20 protein-coding genes and 1 pseudogene are annotated in these 16683 nt (G+C 34.8%); 11 read left to right on the top strand and 10 right to left on the bottom strand.

Annotation, left to right across the window (positions count from 1 at the left end; translation table 11 throughout):
* Positions 1-135 precede the first annotated feature (135 nt).
* On the bottom strand, positions 136-432 hold the full coding sequence (locus tag AC3EMB_RS05630) for a hypothetical protein (RefSeq protein ID WP_001137435.1): 297 nt from the start codon (positions 430-432) through the stop codon (positions 136-138).
* A 14-nt stretch (positions 433-446) separates the two neighbouring features.
* Positions 447-1691: a lipase family protein gene (locus AC3EMB_RS05625; RefSeq protein WP_488517566.1), complete on the bottom strand. Its 1245-nt coding sequence runs from the start codon at positions 1689-1691 to the stop codon at positions 447-449.
* 133 nt (positions 1692-1824) lie between these two features.
* Between AC3EMB_RS05625 and AC3EMB_RS05620 the strand changes: the two genes are divergently transcribed.
* The 3 genes from AC3EMB_RS05620 to AC3EMB_RS05610 all read left to right on the top strand — a co-directional run bounded on the left by AC3EMB_RS05620 (position 1825) and on the right by AC3EMB_RS05610 (position 3121).
* The gene (locus AC3EMB_RS05620) at positions 1825-2067 is read left to right on the top strand and encodes a hypothetical protein (protein WP_223259179.1); all 243 of its coding nucleotides are present in this window, start codon (positions 1825-1827) and stop codon (positions 2065-2067) included.
* Positions 2068-2369: 302 nt separating this feature from the next.
* Positions 2370-2690, top strand: coding sequence for a DUF1433 domain-containing protein (locus AC3EMB_RS05615; RefSeq protein WP_488517565.1), 321 nt, complete (start codon positions 2370-2372; stop codon positions 2688-2690).
* Positions 2691-2800: 110 nt separating this feature from the next.
* Positions 2801-3121, top strand: a complete 321-nt coding sequence (locus AC3EMB_RS05610) for a hypothetical protein (protein ID WP_488517564.1) — start codon at positions 2801-2803, stop codon at positions 3119-3121.
* A 129-nt stretch (positions 3122-3250) separates the two neighbouring features.
* On the opposite strand, the pseudogene AC3EMB_RS05605 reads toward AC3EMB_RS05610, so the two are convergent.
* Positions 3251-3538, bottom strand: a pseudogene (locus AC3EMB_RS05605) (lipase family protein); the annotation flags it as partial.
* A gap of 113 nt (positions 3539-3651) precedes the next feature.
* Here AC3EMB_RS05605 and AC3EMB_RS05600 point away from each other — a divergent pair.
* On the top strand, positions 3652-3975 hold the full coding sequence (locus tag AC3EMB_RS05600; protein ID WP_001220548.1) for a hypothetical protein: 324 nt from the start codon (positions 3652-3654) through the stop codon (positions 3973-3975).
* A 538-nt stretch (positions 3976-4513) separates the two neighbouring features.
* Positions 4514-4825: a DUF1433 domain-containing protein gene (locus AC3EMB_RS05595; protein WP_488517563.1), complete on the top strand. Its 312-nt coding sequence runs from the start codon at positions 4514-4516 to the stop codon at positions 4823-4825.
* Between the two features lie 111 nt (positions 4826-4936).
* On the opposite strand, the gene ecsC is transcribed toward AC3EMB_RS05595, so the two are convergent.
* Genes ecsC through ecsA form a run of 3 tightly spaced genes read right to left on the bottom strand, consistent with a single transcriptional unit; the run spans position 4937 to position 7605 of the window.
* A complete protein-coding gene (gene ecsC / locus AC3EMB_RS05590) occupies positions 4937-5644 on the bottom strand; it encodes an ecs operon protein EcsC (RefSeq protein WP_000634129.1) in 708 nt (235 codons plus the stop codon).
* A gap of 13 nt (positions 5645-5657) precedes the next feature.
* Positions 5658-6869: an ABC transporter permease EcsB gene (gene ecsB / locus AC3EMB_RS05585; protein ID WP_488517562.1), complete on the bottom strand. Its 1212-nt coding sequence runs from the start codon at positions 6867-6869 to the stop codon at positions 5658-5660.
* On the bottom strand, positions 6862-7605 hold the full coding sequence (gene ecsA / locus AC3EMB_RS05580; RefSeq protein WP_001292598.1) for an ABC transporter ATP-binding protein EcsA: 744 nt from the start codon (positions 7603-7605) through the stop codon (positions 6862-6864). Before ecsA ends, ecsB begins: the two co-directional genes overlap by 8 nt.
* A 561-nt stretch (positions 7606-8166) precedes the next feature.
* Here ecsA and AC3EMB_RS05575 point away from each other — a divergent pair.
* The 3 genes from AC3EMB_RS05575 (at position 8167) to AC3EMB_RS05565 (ending at position 10000) form a co-directional block, all read left to right on the top strand.
* Complete coding sequence (locus AC3EMB_RS05575; protein ID WP_001016835.1) at positions 8167-8601, top strand: HIT family protein; 435 nt, start codon at positions 8167-8169, stop codon at positions 8599-8601.
* A gap of 180 nt (positions 8602-8781) precedes the next feature.
* A complete protein-coding gene (locus AC3EMB_RS05570) occupies positions 8782-9144 on the top strand; it encodes a YtxH domain-containing protein (protein ID WP_000030302.1) in 363 nt (120 codons plus the stop codon).
* 298 nt (positions 9145-9442) lie between these two features.
* Positions 9443-10000 (top strand): HTH-type transcriptional regulator Hpr, encoded by a 558-nt coding sequence (locus AC3EMB_RS05565; protein WP_000834924.1) that lies wholly within the window; start codon positions 9443-9445, stop codon positions 9998-10000.
* A gap of 5 nt (positions 10001-10005) precedes the next feature.
* Here the strand turns inward: AC3EMB_RS05565 and AC3EMB_RS05560 are convergent, their stop codons facing one another.
* Positions 10006-10341: a DUF1878 family protein gene (locus AC3EMB_RS05560; RefSeq protein WP_000383655.1), complete on the bottom strand. Its 336-nt coding sequence runs from the start codon at positions 10339-10341 to the stop codon at positions 10006-10008.
* A gap of 115 nt (positions 10342-10456) precedes the next feature.
* Between AC3EMB_RS05560 and AC3EMB_RS05555 the strand changes: the two genes are divergently transcribed.
* Together AC3EMB_RS05555 and prsA are read left to right on the top strand one after the other, a co-directional pair.
* On the top strand, positions 10457-10651 hold the full coding sequence (locus tag AC3EMB_RS05555; RefSeq protein WP_000172690.1) for a hypothetical protein: 195 nt from the start codon (positions 10457-10459) through the stop codon (positions 10649-10651).
* Positions 10652-11075: 424 nt separating this feature from the next.
* Positions 11076-11945: a peptidylprolyl isomerase PrsA gene (gene prsA, locus AC3EMB_RS05550; RefSeq protein ID WP_000710064.1), complete on the top strand. Its 870-nt coding sequence runs from the start codon at positions 11076-11078 to the stop codon at positions 11943-11945.
* A 203-nt stretch (positions 11946-12148) separates the two neighbouring features.
* Here prsA and AC3EMB_RS05545 read toward each other — a convergent pair whose 3' ends face one another.
* Positions 12149-12394: a hypothetical protein gene (locus tag AC3EMB_RS05545; RefSeq protein ID WP_000417115.1), complete on the bottom strand. Its 246-nt coding sequence runs from the start codon at positions 12392-12394 to the stop codon at positions 12149-12151.
* Between the two features lie 278 nt (positions 12395-12672).
* Between AC3EMB_RS05545 and helD the strand changes: the two genes are divergently transcribed.
* Positions 12673-15009, top strand: a complete 2337-nt coding sequence (gene helD, locus AC3EMB_RS05540; protein ID WP_488517561.1) for an RNA polymerase recycling motor HelD — start codon at positions 12673-12675, stop codon at positions 15007-15009.
* 6 nt (positions 15010-15015) lie between these two features.
* Here helD and AC3EMB_RS05535 read toward each other — a convergent pair whose 3' ends face one another.
* Together AC3EMB_RS05535 and AC3EMB_RS05530 are read right to left on the bottom strand one after the other, a co-directional pair.
* Entirely contained in the window at positions 15016-16269 is a 1254-nt protein-coding gene (locus tag AC3EMB_RS05535; RefSeq protein WP_488517560.1) for an FtsW/RodA/SpoVE family cell cycle protein, read from the bottom strand.
* Positions 16270-16275: 6 nt separating this feature from the next.
* On the bottom strand, positions 16276-16683 hold the full coding sequence (locus AC3EMB_RS05530) for a PadR family transcriptional regulator (RefSeq protein WP_016124238.1): 408 nt from the start codon (positions 16681-16683) through the stop codon (positions 16276-16278).

Here is a 16683-nt window from a genome sequence, read left to right as displayed (position 1 = left end):
CAAGTTTGATTCAAACCTGTATATTACTTTTTCAATCTACATTACGGATCTAGGATCATATTCCTTAATAATGACTACAATAATCTTGAATCCAGTTAAACTACAAAAAGCACCTTTGTGAGTGCTTCTTGTAATTTAATATTTAGGACCCATATAATCATAGCTTTGGTCCAGCGCTTTTAATAAATCAATCGCACCCTTTAACTCTCTTTTATCAGACTCTAATTCTTCCATCCTTCTTTCGATATCTTTTTTAAAAGATTCTAAATCGCTAATGGCTTTTTTCCCTACTCCAAGTTGCGACCAGCTTGATAAGAGTAAATTATGTACATTACTTACAACTCTTTTATTATGATTTAAGTCTTGAATCATATGGTCAAATTGTTGTAAAGCTTGGTTCAATGCTTCTTCATTTAAGTAAATTCTCGGCATCTTAATCTTCTCCCTTAATATTGTTGATCAGTCTTCTTATAATCATCGGCTTTCTTCTCAATAAAATCTGAAATTTCCGTTGCTGTTCGTATGTACCAAAAACTTAAATGCTCTACATGTGCACGTATATTATTTACTTTAGCTTCTACCCGTCTACTTTCAGCCGTTTCTAATAATGTCATCATATTAGAAATTAACCTCGGTACTCTATCTTGAAATTCTTGCGCGTTTCGCTTCATATCTCTTACAGCTTGTTCTAAATTCTCTACCACTACACGAATCTCTCCCCCGCCTAATAACGCGCCTGGTGAATCATAAACTCTTTCATTCGTGTCTACATTTAACAAGTATTTATTTGATAAAGACCCATTCTCTCCAAATTGGAAGTTTTGATCTGTTTGATAATGATAACCAGGGCCACTTATCGAATTTAAAAATCGAGTAACATCCATCCCAAGCTTTTGCTGTAATGATAGCTTTGACATTTCTTCTTTCGAAATTGGTGGGGTTACCGCATAAGTAGATCCTATATGACTTTCATATGCACCAAATGGTCCATAGCCAATTGAATCATTTCCGTGAACAACACTTACAATTCTATTATTAAACTCACCATTATTTGCTCTTTCTTGTAAATCAGGCGGTAACAAATGTTTTGCACTCGGCGCATTCCATGACATACATCTTACATTGTCATTAGATGCCGCTGCATATTCCGCTAAAGCTCCCCCTAACGAATGACCCGTCGTATATATCTCCACATCATCCCTGCCCTTATATGTATCCGTTACTTGTTTCATGACCCTTTCAGCTTGTTCAAATTGATTATGTGTTTCCCAGCGCTCATTCTCTTCATTCCAATATTTCTTTGAACCTGCATTCTCAGTTCCTGCTACAGGAGGTGCTGCTGGTTCATGAACACCTTCTCGTAATACAAAATGATTCGTATCCGTTTTCAAATCCTTCATACCTTCCCCTGGTTTCATCGGAATGCCTAAAGAGTTTTTCTCTATAATTTTATCCCCTTCTGTACCTCGGAAAGCTACCATAACTTGCTTTTTGCCATCGACATCTCGTTCAAAGACTACTGCGTCCATTCCGGTTTGTTTGTCGTGGAATGTTTCTCCTACTTTCCATGTCTGTAAAACTTTTTTTTGATCTGTATAATCCTTTATCTCATAATTTTTACCTAAATCATTCCTATATGCTCCTTTTGCCAAATCATAATAAGTTTGATCTAAAACTGCACTTTCTTTCATTCTTTCACTCCTATAATAAATAGTTTATTCTAATTATATAGTTTATCATTAGGAGAGGGTGATTTTTTTGAAAAAAAAGGGATTTTTATTAATAATAATTATAATTATATTTTTTATTGGAGGGTTTATGTATATGAACAAACAAGAGAACAATGAAGAAATAGCATTAAAAGAAAAAGCGACAAAGATCGCAATCCAACATTTTAAAGAGGATAAAAAACTAGATGTTACAGTGACAAAAGTCGAATTCGGCCCTGCAGATTTTGGAGTAATTTTTGTATCGGGTCATGTAACCAATAATCCAAATCGTAAAATAACTGCAGATATAAATTATAGAGATAAATATAGGGTTGAAAGTATTAGTTATGATGACTGAAAATAATATGAAAATAAAGTATATTTTTGTTGGCCCTTTGTATTAATTCCAATTATTTCATATGTATATAAAGGATGAGATCAATATTCAATAAGCTCAACTTCTAACGTTAAAAATTTAGAAGCAATGTATCAAACTTTTGGGCACCTAACAATAAGGTGTCTATTTTTATTTTCAAAAGGAGCCCCTCAAATAATTCTTAAAAACCTAGATTGATTTGAACCTATTAAAACATTTTAAAGTTTCTCTTCTGCAACATTTGATATATCCCTAATTTAGGAACCAATGATTGGAGGAGAATTATGTTGCATAAAAGATTGTTTTTATATTTAGTTTTCATTTTCATTATTACTACCTTAGGAGGCTGTAATAATGAAAATAATACCGAGGAAGAAATCATTAATAAAGCAAAAGAAGAAACCATTCAATATTTCAAAAAAACAGAGGGCTTAGATGTATCAATTACAGATCATGAATTTGGACCAAAAGACTTTCAAACTATCTCTATATCAGGCTATGTGACTAATGATAAAACGAAAGAATTTACTGCTTCAGTTGAATACGCAAATAATTATCATATAGGCACTATTTCAACTACCAAAAATTTAGAGCTTAAAAACTAATAATTGGGGCACTTTAGAGTGCCTTTTCTTTATGCTTCACCACACAATGTTCTGTGAATATAAAATTTAGTGAAGAGGAATATAACGCACTATTAATGGAGTGATTATTCGTGAAAAAATATAGTATAAGGTTATTCATTATTTTTACACTTATCCTTTTAGGAGGATGTACTATAGATCAAAAGAATGAGGAACAACAAATTGTTAATAAAGCAAAAGCAACAACCATTCAATATTTTAAAGAAAAACATAATTTAGATGTAGTAATTACAGGGCATAGCTTTCCTCCAAATGATTTTCAAACTGTATTTATAGATGGTTATGTTAAGGATGATAAAAGTAAAGAATTCTCAGTAGATGTAGAATTTGGTAATGGGGAATATAGGGTAGGTTCTATATCTCGTTCTGAAAACTTTAAATTAAATTATTAATAATAAATCTAAAAAATTTAATAATACTTAAGATTAATATAATATATAGTGTTTGGTTACCAAGTCTATCAAAGACACTTTATGGTGTCTTTTTTACGTAAAATATTTTAGCGTATAAATTTTTTTATTAACAAAATGATTTATATCTGTTTTTAAATCCTTCATACCTTCCCCTGGTTTCATCGGAATGCCTAAAGAGTTTTTCTCTATAATTTTATCCCCTTCTGTTCCTCGGAAAGATACCCTAACTTGCTTTTTCCCATCGACATCTCGTTCAAAGACTACTGCGTCCATTCCGGTTTGTTTGTCGTGGAATGTTTCACGGACCTTCCATGTTTGTAAAGTATCATCATTCGCATTATTCACTGTAATTTCATTTCTTAACTCTTTATCTGATTTATACGCATCTTTAGCCATTCGATAAAAGCTTAAATCTAACACTTCTTGTGTATTTTTGCTATCCAAAGTATTCTCTCCTCGGGATATTTAGTATATTCTAAATTATAGAACAACATCAACGGAGGGTAAACATGAGAATTAAAATCCGAAAATTTACCTTTTTTGTCTTTTTTATCTTTGTAAGTACAATAATTGGGGGATGTAATATGCAGGAAAATAATAAAGAAAAACAAATAGTAGATAAAGCAACAGAAAAAACAATTAATTACTTTAAAGAGAAACAAAATTTAGATGTAACTATTACTGATTACAGGTTCCCTTCTAATGATCTAGAATCAGTCTTCATAACTGGTCATATCAAAGATGATGAAAGCAAGGAATTCACTGCTACAATAGATTACAATAATAATTATAATGTTGGTTCTGTTTCAACGAATTTTTCTCTAAAAAAATAATACAATATGGATAAAAAAATGAGGAAATAGCATTAAAAGAAAAAGCAAAAAAGATCGCAATCCAACATTTTAAAGAAGATAAAAAGCTAGGTGTCACAGTGACAAGAGTGGAATTCGCCCCCTCAGATTTTTGGGTGATTTTTGTATCAGGTCATGTAACAAATAATCCAAACCGTAAAATAACTGCAGATATAAATTATAAAAATAAGGTTGAAAGTATTAGTTATGATGACTGAAATTAATATGAAAATAAAGTATATTTTTGTTGGCCCTTTATATTCATTCCAATTATTGAATATGTATATAAAGGATGATATCAATATTCAATAAGCTCAACTTCTAACGTTAAAAATTTAGAAGCAATGTATCAAACTTTTGGGCACCTAACAATAAGGTGTCTATTTTTATTTTCAAAAGGAGCCCCTCAAATAATTCTTAAAAACCTAGATTGATTTGAACCTATTAAAACATTTTAAAGTTTCTCTTCTGCAACATTTGATATATCCCTAATTTAGGAACCAATGATTGGAGGAGAATTATGTTGCATAAAAGATTTTTTTATTTAGTTTTCATTATTACTACCTTAGGAGGCTGTAATAATGAAAATAATACCGAGGAAGAAATCATTAATAAAGCAAAAGAAACAACCATTCAGTATTTTAAAGAAAAAGAAAATCTAGATGTAGAGATTACTAAACATAAATTTGCCCCAAAGGACTTTCAAAGTGTTTGGATTTCAGGACATGTTAAAGATGATAAAAATAAAACATTCTCGGCAGCTGTTGAATACGCTAATGATTATCACATCGGTTCCATTTCCACATCTGAAGGTTTTGATTTAAAACAATAAATCTAACGGTTTCACTTCAACATAACTAGTTAAGTTTGTTTCTTTCATTCAGGAGTGTTCCTTATAAAAAATAAAAAGCATCCTAAATCACAATTTTAGGATGCTTTCTTGTTAATCCTTATTCAGCAATCGCATACGATAACAATTCATCGTTACTTCTCCAAGTCGTTGCAGTAATTGATAGTTTGCATATGCACCGACCGGGGCACCGATTATGGGTACGAGCTGAAGCATTTTTGCTAAATCGATATAGTCTCGGTACTCTGTTTGAAACTTTTCCCAGTCCATATGATTTTCTTGTTCTGTATCCCACGTTTCGATTGCTTTCCATATTTCTTTTCGGTGGTCGTCACTTGAAAAGGCAAGCTGGAAAACGTGAAGGATAAAAAGGCGCTCTTCTTTGTCGCTCGTATCAAATCCGTACAATGTTGCTGCATCGAATAAAAATTTAATTTTAATGCCGAGCAACAGCGGAAAGTCAGCAAGGCCAAGGAGAATACCGCCTGCTCCCGTCCCCGCTCCTTCTGCCGCTGCTATTTTTTTATACTCATCCATTTTTTTACGTACTTCATCATCTCGTCTTTGCAACGACCAGTTCGTCTCTTTTAATTTCGGCTTTATAAAGTTTGATCCGGCACTAATTGTTTGCACCATCATCCGAATCGTTTCTGTTAATACTTTTTGTACTTTCGCCGGAATAAGCTGTTGTACTTTCGTCTGCACTTTCTTTGAGAACCGTGTCATCATAGAAGAATCTTTCATGAATGTAGCTTTCCACTGCTCCAGTTCTTTTATAACCTTTTCTTCATATGTAATCATAGGTTCATTCCCTTCAATTTAAACGCTCAATACGTTTTGCCCCGTATTGATAAACGAAACCGATACTAAATAGTATGCTTACGACTAGTAAAATTCCCGTCATCATGAAATCTTTCGTAGCAAGTGCAAATATAATTGTAAATATAACGCTACCTGTAATAAGAATTGCATTTAATAAAGTAAGAAAATCTTTCTTCTTCTCTTCTCCCCCGACCGGATACAAATCAAGCCAAATCTTCATGCGGTGATGCTTCCATAAAGTTAATAGCTGATAACCGATTAAGTATAGGAAGATAAGGCTTACGATAAATCGTCCATATAAAAACGGAATGAAGTAAAGAATAACTCCGCCAAGAGCGAGCAGGCGCACATATAAGCCGAAATAGTTACCAGATCGTAAAAACGTTCTCGTATATAAGTATAAATAGGTACGCTTTTCGCCTATCATCGCCAGAATGAAATCAAGCCATTTTCTACGTGCTACTCTCTCTTTTAGTGCTGGTACATCAACGAACATATTCGCGATGCGGTACAGCAGCATCATCTTCTTACCTTCTTCAGAAATTAAATACTCCCAGTTTAGCGGCTTTCCTTTCACCATTTGATGCAGCATCACAAGGTATAACACCATGAGAAGGACGATTCCGCCAATAAACATAACGGAAGTACGCTCTACAAGGAAGTATACAAATAAGCCGTTTAAAATAAAACGAATGAACCAATCTGCTCTTTGTATATTTTGGTCTGTTAAAAATGACTTTTCCCACGCGACGAATAAGTTCCACGCTTTTACAATGACAAACGCGAGCACAATCCATATGTAAGCCGCTCCTGTTTGCTTCATTTGCTGGAAATATAACGGGGCAAGCGCTGCCGCTACGATTGCGATTATGTATAACTGAATCATAAACGTAAAAAGAAATGCCTTTGTGAAGTAAGGTTTTAACTTTTGTTCAACTGGCAGTAAGTAAACGAGATCCGCTTCTTTTAATAACGTTTGGATTGATCCAGCCGTTATTACGAGCCCAAGCAACACTGCCATAACGAGCGCCGCTGGAAACGAAGGTGTTAACGTTTGTAACCATTGCTGATAATAATACGCTCCTGCGCCGATGATGAATACGAAAATAAATTTTAAATGATCATTAAATACGTATTTACTATATGTACGAACTTCTTGTAGAAAGTGACGAAATCGCTCTTTCCATAACGCTGTGCTATTCATAATCTTCTTCCTTTGTTAGCGCGATGTAAATATCATCTAACGTTGCACCTGGCATATTAAACTGTGATTGCAGCTCAGATAACGTTCCCTTCGCTCTTACTTCACCTTGATGCAGAATAATGAACGAATCACAATAACGCTCTGCCGTCGCTAAAATATGTGTGCTCATTAAAATACCGGCTCCACTCTTTTTCATTTGATCCATCATTTGAAGAAGAGATTGAATTGCTAACGGATCTAATCCAACGAAAGGTTCGTCTACTATGTAAAGAGATGGCTCAACTAAAAACGCGCTCATAATCATTACTTTTTGTTTCATCCCTTTTGAGAAATGAGATGGAAACCATTTTAAACGATTTTTCATGCGAAATTCATGTAATAGTTGTCCTACACGTTCTTCATATTGTTTTTCATCAACGCCGTACGCCATCGCTGTTAATTTCAAATGCTCTTCTAACGTTAATTCATCATATAATACCGGCGTTTCTGGAATGAATGAAAAGCTAGAACGGTACGCTGTCATATCATCACGAATTGTTTTCCCATTAATTGTGACAGTTCCTTTTTTCGGTTCCATTAAACCGATAATATGTTTAATCGTCGTACTTTTACCAGCTCCATTTAAACCGATTAAGCCGACAAGTTCGCCTTTATTAACAGAGAACGAAACATCTTTTAATACAGGTCGTTTCGTATATCCTCCTGTAACATTTTCTACACGCAATAACTCGCTCATACGACACCACTTTCTTCATTAGTATTCATTCTATATTCATCTTACCAAAAATTATGCTGTACTACATAGTATCCATGTACTCAAAAAAAAATTTAAATTTATTAGCATATATTTTCCCGAAAGCGGACATCATAATTAGTGAAGAAGGAACACATTGAAAAAGCGACCACCAATTGATGAGTACAACAACATAGTTAAGTCATCATGAAATGGGGTGTCCATGTTGGACAATGAAATTTACACATAACCAGATTATTTGTTTCATTTTCGAAACGGGGTGTCTCTGAAAGAGCATATACTGTTTTAAAAAATAAACAATTTCATTTTAAAAAAGATTGCAATTCATTTCACTTGAAAATGGGGTGTCTACGGCAGAAACTTTAGCCGATTTACCGTGCATTTCTTAAATAAATGAGGTGTCTGCGAAACGTAAATTACGATAATGCTTTTTCAATCCCTCTTCAGAAAACAGGAAGCTGAGTCAGCTTCCTGTTTTTCGTGTTTGTTCTCTTATGTAATTATGGTAAAATACGGCTAAGGATATTTGAAAGGATGAGATCAATGAATCATACAGCAGACAATTGTATTTTTTGTAAAATCATTGACGGGCAAATCCCTTGCTCAAAAGTATACGAAGATGAACATGTGCTTGCATTTTTAGATATTAGTCAAGTAACAAAAGGACATACTCTTGTTATTCCGAAAGTTCACAAACAAGACATTTTTGCGTTAACGCCAGAAATCGCATCACACATTTTTTCTGTCGTTCCAAAAATCGCAAATGCGATTAAAGCAGAGTTTAATCCAGTTGGCTTTAACCTACTTAACAATAACGGTGAAAAAGCTGGACAAACTGTGTTCCACTTCCACCTTCATTTAATTCCACGCTACGGTGAAAAAGATGGTTTCGGTGCTGTTTGGAAATCACACCAAAATGAATACACTATGGAAAATTTACAAAACATCGCAAGTACAATTGCAAATAGTGTGAAATAATGACACTATAAGAAGGCGTAATACATAACAAGCCACTTCCCTGAAGTCATCAAATTCCGCATGGCTTGTTTCTTCACTTAAAATGCTCAGGGATGATTGTTTGTGCATAGCACATATAAGAAAGATATGCATATTGTTTTACATCATGAATACGAACAAAAAATAAGGAGGTCTCCTTTTATGTCAAAAGCTAAATCCTTTATTACAGGTGTTATTTGCGGGGGAGCAGTTGCTGGACTAGCCGTTCTTTTCTCAACTCCTTCTTCTGGTAAAGACATGCGCGGCAAGTTAAAAGAAAAAGGAAATGATATTAAAAAGACTTTAGCTGATATTACAGCTGATACGAAATTATTAAAGCGTCAAATTGTTGAAACTGCTTCAGAAGGTAAAGAAGTGTTTCAAGAACTAAAAGATGACATGCAAGACACGCTTTCTAACTGGAAACAAGATATTTCTCAAAACAAGCGCCATATTGAGAAAGAAATTTTGGACATCCAAAAGTCAATTGAGAAACTACAAGAAGCTGTTCCAGAAAAAGCGTAAACAAATTCCTGCTTAGTTTTTTGCATATAACAAATATTTTTTATATAAATTGACCTTGACACGGCATATCGTATAGATATGCCGTGTTTTTATGCATTTACAATATATGTTATCAATTAACATGTAAGGACAACGCATGTATTCACGACTCATAAAACGCTTCCATAGTTATGCATGATTTGTATAGAATGTCATTTTGTTAAAAAATTTTCACAATTCTTACAAAAAGACTTTATTAATTTTTATTTTACTGGCATAATAGATAGTAATGAAAAAGAATGTTAAAGTGGGTGAGTAAATGAAAAGTGGAGAAAAAGATTACTCGGTAAAAGAAGCGATGATTTTCAGCCAACGCATTGCTCAATTATCGAAAGCGTTATGGAAATGTGTAGAGAAAGATTGGCAGCAGTGGATTAAACCTTACGATTTAAATATTAATGAACATCATATTTTAACAATCGCTTATCATTTAAAAGGGGCTTCTATTTCTGAGATTGCTAAGTTTGGAGTTATGCATGTATCAACAGCGTTTAACTTCTCGAAAAAGCTGGAAGAACGCGGCTATCTTGTATTCTCAAAAAAGGAAGATGATAAACGAAATACGTACATTGAAATTACAGACAAAGGGGAAGAATTACTACTTCGCTTAATGGAGGAGTATGATCCTGAAAATAATTCAGTGTTTAATGGGGCTCTTGCACTTCGTAATTTTTATGGGAAGTTCCCAGAAAATATCGAACTGATTGCAATCCTGCGTAATATTTACGGACAAGACTTTATCGATATTTTTGAGAAATCATTAGAAGATATTGAAGAGAACTTTACAGAATCCGATCAAAAGTTAGTTAAGAAATAATCTATTTATTTTTTCGCAATCATGCTTAAGAATTCATTCATAAGCGGCTTAAATAAACCTTGTTTTGCTAGCGCTTCCGCAGTTTCGTGTACTTCGAGCTGATGTGGAAGCGCTTTTTCAAATTGATCTAACAGCGCATCGAACAAAAGAAGCCCTTCTGCTTTCTCCACTACATATTGCTCGTTCAGTTTTTCACAAAGATTTAGTATACGTTCAATATCTTTTTTACGAGCTTTTTTCTTTATGATCAAAGAATAAAATGGACACTTCTCTTCATCAATCATTTTAAATAGTAGGTCTACGTAGTATTCAGCTTGTTCTAATCTTCTAACAACGTCCATTTTCTCCCTCACTTTCTAACACAAAGTCTTCTATTTCTGAATTTTGTAACACGAACAAAATATCGTGTGATACAATATATGTATATGTATTTTAGCCAAAAGGAGGTCTCGCCTCATGACACTTATAACAGTTGTTTTTGTCGCATTCGCACTTCTTGTTATATTTTACACGAATTTCATGACACATACACTGTGTGAACGAAAACAAATAGCTGCGAGCCGCCAGCCCGGTGTCTTTCGGGTTATTAATGTATGTATAACAATTTTATTAATTTCTAGTTATATAGAAATTATATTTCATGGAAAGTGAGGAAGGAAAGCCCCTTCCTCACTTTTTTCCTCTATAAGCAAATTATACCTACAATAACCAATAAAATAAACAGTACAAGTAATAAAATAAGTTGAGAATTCATCCCCATCCCCTCCTCTATTCTGTATATGCGGCATACGCCCAATATGGCACACTTTCAAAATCTGACACGTACTGGTTAATTTTTCTTTATCAATATGAAAACGCGTCGAAATATGATATATTAAATTTTGTACATATTGCTTATACTATAGAACAAAACATTCATCAAAACTTTATCCTCAGCCACGGTAAGCCCTGTTAAGCGCGCTTTACCAATACAAAAAAGCAAAAGTATCAGTGAGACTTAATCGGGCTCTTATGAATTTAAAATTCATCGGTGTAGGATAAATTAAAAATACATAATAGTAGGAGTGTTTATCGAATGAAGAAAGCTATGCTTGCCTTAGCCGCAACAAGTGTAATCGCATTATCAGCATGTGGAACATCATCATCAGACAAAATCGTTACATCTAAAGCTGGTGACATTACAAAAGAAGAATTCTACGATCAAATGAAGACACAAGCTGGTAAACAAGTACTAAACAACATGGTTATGGAAAAAGTACTTATTAAAAACTACAAAGTTGAAGACAAAGATGTAGACAAAAAGTTCGATGAAATGAAAAAACAATACGGTGATCAATTCGATACCCTAATGAAACAACAAGGTATTAAAGAAGAAACTATAAAAAATAGTGTACGTGCTCAATTAGCTCAAGAAAAAGCGGTTGAACAATCGATTACTGATAAAGATGTAAAAGCAAAATTCGAGGATTATAAAAAGGAAATTAAAGCAAGTCATATCCTTGTAAAAGATGAAGAAACTGCTAAAAAAGTGAAAGATGAACTTGCTCAAGGTAAATCTTTCGAAGAATTAGCAAAACAATACTCTGAAGATACAGGTTCAAAAGAAAAAGGTGGCGACTTAGGATTCTTCGGACCAGGGAAAATGGTAAAAGAATTTGAAGAAGCAGCTCAAAAGTTGAAAAAAGGTGAAGTAAGCGAACCTGTAAAAACACAATTTGGTTACCATATTATTAAAGTAACTGATAATCACGCAGATGCTACTTTCGATAAAGCAAAAGCTGATATTAAAAAATCACTAGCTCAAGAAAAAACGCAAGATGCTCAATTCATGAACGATCTTATGATGAAAGAAATCAAAAAAGCTGACGTAAAAGTTGACGATAAAGATTTAAAAGATCTTTTCAAAGAGCCAAAAGCTGACGATAAAAAAGACGAAAAGAAATAATGAAAAGCTCGGGCTAAGCCCGAGCTTTTTTATGTCCCCTCTTCCAGGGGGAAATTGTATACAGATTGGGTAAATGAAATTACATGATTGACTCTTCGATTCTATAGAAAGGATAATGTCTTTTTCATTTTATGGATAGTGTAAAATCTTAGTTAGTTTTACACTATCTTCGTTACCGAAAGTTTATTTTGTCATTCGTTTAACTAAAACCATCTTTTATGCATTTCACTTAAAAACATTTCTGTGATTCTAAATCCTGAACTTTCCCCTATAATAGAGTCAATCCCACAATGCGGACAAACTGCTGTGTTATCATCATCCCACCACTCTGTAATTTTTTCTGGATGGAAAATTTCTAAACAATAGAAACAACCACATATAACATCCTTTTCTAAGTGCTTTCTATTACGAGAACAAAAACGATGTGCTTCCTCAAAATATTTTTCCATCAGTATCCCCCTATTCCTGATTGTTTCTATACTTTACTTAGATCATCCTCGATAAAATCGCAACTCTTTCTTACAGAAAAACAAAAAATCCCTTGATTCACAACGCGTGGAACCAAGGGTTTATCTCATCATTATTGATTAAATTAAGAAACTATGTTAAATTAGTACAGAAACACGTTTTCTAAAATACACAGAACGTATTTATCCGTATCTTAATTGTACAACAAAACCTTTCTTCAGTCAACCTCTATTTTTCACTTTTAAAGGAGTGCTTACGTATGAACAAAAAACTTGATCTAGAGCAAAAACGATTGGATACCGTAATCGAAACGATTACGCAGCAAATTGATAAGCTGGAAAACGAAACTGGCAGACGCCGGGCAGAAGTAATCAACATCCGTAAACACTTCTGGGATGACGTTAAAGTGAATACAGATACTTTTGACGATTACCTTGAAACAGTTATCAACTTAAGACAACAAGCTCAGTCACTAGCTGTTACACAAATCACCCATAAACACACCTTTAATCGACTTGCCGCGCTGCGACGTATGCAAAAAGCACCTTACTTCGGACGCATCGATTTCACTGAAGAAGGCGAACCTGCCGCAGAACAAATCTATATCGGTGTTTCTACCCTTACTGATGCAAGCGGAGAAAACTTTCTTATTTATGACTGGCGCGCCCCAATTTCAAGTGTTTATTACGACTATCCACCAGGACCGGCTGAATACAACACACCAGGCGGCGTAATTCGCGGTAATGTGGAGAAAAAATTACAATACATTATTCAAAATGGCGAGATTGATTCCATGTTCGATACGAGCCTCACAATTGGTGATGAAATTCTGCAACAAGCGCTCGGAAAAGGTACAAACAAACATATGCAGAGCATCGTCGCTACAATTCAGCGTGAGCAAAATGAAATTATCCGTCACGATGAAGGCCGACTCCTTATCGTTCAAGGGGCTGCTGGTAGTGGTAAAACATCAGCTGCCCTGCAGCGAATCGCCTACTTACTATATAAATATCGCGAATGGCTAAAAGCGGATCAAATTATTCTCTTCTCCCCTAACTCTATGTTCAATAGCTACGTATCTAACGTACTACCTGAACTCGGTGAAGAAAATATGCAGCAAGTAACATTCCAAGAATATTTAAACCATAGACTAAGTAAGTCATTTGATGTGGAAGATCCTTACGAACAATTAGAATATATGCTAACTGAAACAAATAGCGCAAATTACAAAATTAGAAATGCGAGCATCCGATTTAAAGCATCCACTCAATTTTTCGAAATGATTAAAGCGTACAGACAATCTCTTGAAACTTCAGGCATGCTATTTAGAGGAATGAAATTTAGAGGGAAACTAATCGCCTCAGCTAAAGAAATTACAGAGCAATTTTACAATACTGACTCCTCCCTCCGCTTCCATAGTCGAATTGAGAAGTTAACGGATTGGCTAAATAAACAAATAGATGCACTTGAAAAAGCAGAACTGAAAAAGCCTTGGGTAGAAGAAGAAATTGAATTACTTAGTAAAGATGAATATCAAAAGGCTTATAAATACTTGCAGAAAAAAGGCGAGTTTGACGACAACTCTTTTAATGACTATGAGAAAGAAACGAAAGTCCTGGGACGTATGATTGTCCGCAAAAAATTGAAGCCGCTTCGTAAAGGCGTTCAAACACTGCGCTTCATCAATTTCACAGGAATCTATAAACAACTCTTCACAGATGCATCATGGGTTACTGGAGAAAAACCAAAAGAATGGGATGACATTTGCTCTCTAACGGTGAACATGCTTGATGAAGGAAAGCTATATTACGAGGATGCGACTCCATTTTTACTTTTAAAAGAATTAATTGAAGGCTTCCAAACGAACAGATCGATTAAACACGTACTCGTAGATGAAGCGCAAGATTATTCTCCGTTTCAGTTCGAGTTCTTAAAACGTCTCTTCCCTGCTGCAAGAATGACGGTACTCGGAGACTTTAACCAAGCGATATTTGCCCATGCGAGTGAGGCAGTGAATTTCAATACACTTACTAGCTTATACGGACCAGATGAAACGAACGGTATTAACTTAACTCGTAGCTACCGCTCAACAAAACCGATTATTGAATTTACACGTGCTCTCGTACCGGAAGGGAAGAACATTCACGCCTTTGAACGCGACGGCGAGAAACCTACAGTAACGAAAGTAGCTGATTACAGCGAACTGCACGAGCATATTACTACAAAAGTTACCGAACTAAAAAAACAAAATCACAATACAATCGCAATTATATGTAAATCCGCAACTGAAAGCGCCGCTGCATACGAAGCACTCCGTCATATCGAGAATATTAAACTCGTGAAGAGTAACTCAGCCGAGTATGAGCAAGGTATTGTCGTGATCCCTGCTTATTTAGCGAAGGGTATTGAATTTGACGCTGTTATTATTTATGATGCTTCTGAAGATGTATACAGTGATGAGAGCGTACGTAGATTGTTCTACACTGCTTGTACGCGCGCGATGCATGAGTTGCAACTTTATAGTGTTGGCGAGGTTAGTCCTTTTGTGCTTGGGGCTGATTCGGATAGTTTTGAGCTTATAACGAAAACACCTTGATAATCATCAAGGTGTTTTTCTCATTCTAAAAGGAATATCTTTACGTCGATATACACTTAACACAATTCCCATTATAAATGCATGAAACAGAGTTGGTATCAATCCGTAGCTAATAAAAGGTAATGATATAGAAACACGTGGTAATATCCCGAGGGTCATGCCAACGTTACAAATAAAATGGATTACAAAAAGAGTCACTCCGCCAACGAGAAGCAATTTACCATAACCATCATTTATTTTATAAGCTATGTTCATTATTCTTACTGCAAAAAGAGAAAGAATCACGACAAGAACTAGCGCAAGTACATATCCATAATAGTAAGTCAAACTTGCAAATACAAAATCAGTATGGGCAGCACGGATAGACTTTATATTTCCATATGTACCAAACCAACCTGCTGAAGACATTGCCTCTCGTAAACGTAAATCCCATTGATCATGCGCTGGATTTATAAATCCTAAAATTCTAGCTATCCGGTATTCTTTTACCGCAGACCAGGAAAATAGATCCCTAACAATAAAGGGTAAAATCGGTAAAATCGTAATAAGCCATGCCGTGTTCTTTCCTAACTTACTCCACCAAATCATAACGAATACCATCGTAATATAGATGAAAATTGGTAAAAGAATTGATGTAGTTGAAAATAGATATAAAGAAAATACGTACAACATGAGAAGATGCATAAACTTTAACCTACTATTATTGAAAAAAGAAGCCCAAGCTAGAAAGAAGAATGGCATCGTCATTAAACAGTCAATTTTGATGGGGCCAATTTTTATTATCGCTTCCCCAATCACGTAATCAGTCGGAAAACATTTTATCATTAACAAGATAAGTACGCCAATTGTATAAAACAGCCACCCAAGTTTCTCTAATCTCCGATAATCAAGTAGCATCATCCCCATAGCTGTTACAACACCGAGAATAACAAATATCACCTTATTCATGAATAAGTCAGCATGTCCAAAAGTTATAATCGGCAAAAACCCTAGCCCCATCGCAGCCACTAATAAACCAATTAAGAACCAATCAACCTTTGGCTTATACAGTTTGTTCAGTTCTTCGCCAAGTTTGACCGGACTTCCCATTTGCTCAACAGCTTTATCTTCAGCAACTTCCTCACTTAACCCTTTATCCATCCACATATTCTTCGTCTGTTTCAAGTGAAAATCTAGTTCCGTTGCTACTAAGTCCTTCGCTTCTTTTGATTTAATATGGTTCGTAACTTCTTTTAAAAAACGCTCTCCTTTTTTGTTCATTTTTTCTCACCCCTGTACTAAGCCTTTTAATATAAATCGTGCCTTCGTAGCATTTTTCTCTGCCTTTCGCAGCATCTTGTTTCCTTTATCATTTAATTGATAATATTTAGCTCCCGCATGATCCCAGCTAGATTGGATAAAGCGATTCTGTTCTAGACGATGCAATAAAGTGTATAGAGATCCTTCATCACCTTCGAATTTTTGAATTCCTCTCCCCCGCAGTAACTGCATCAATTCATAACCTGTTTTTTCATTCATAAGAAGTTGCAACACTGCTAAAAGGATATCTTCTTCCTTTTCAGACGATTGCTTAATTTTTTCGCGCACCTGCTTTTGGTGCTGATCAGAAAAACTCAAATGTTTAAACGTTGTGTTCTCCATTGATTTTCGCAAACCTTTTAATCGATCTTCCAT

The sequence above is a fragment of the Bacillus sp. LQ16 genome, assembly GCF_057784645.1.
The sequence above is the reverse complement of the archived record's forward strand: the minus strand, read 5'-3'. Positions and strand labels throughout refer to the sequence as shown.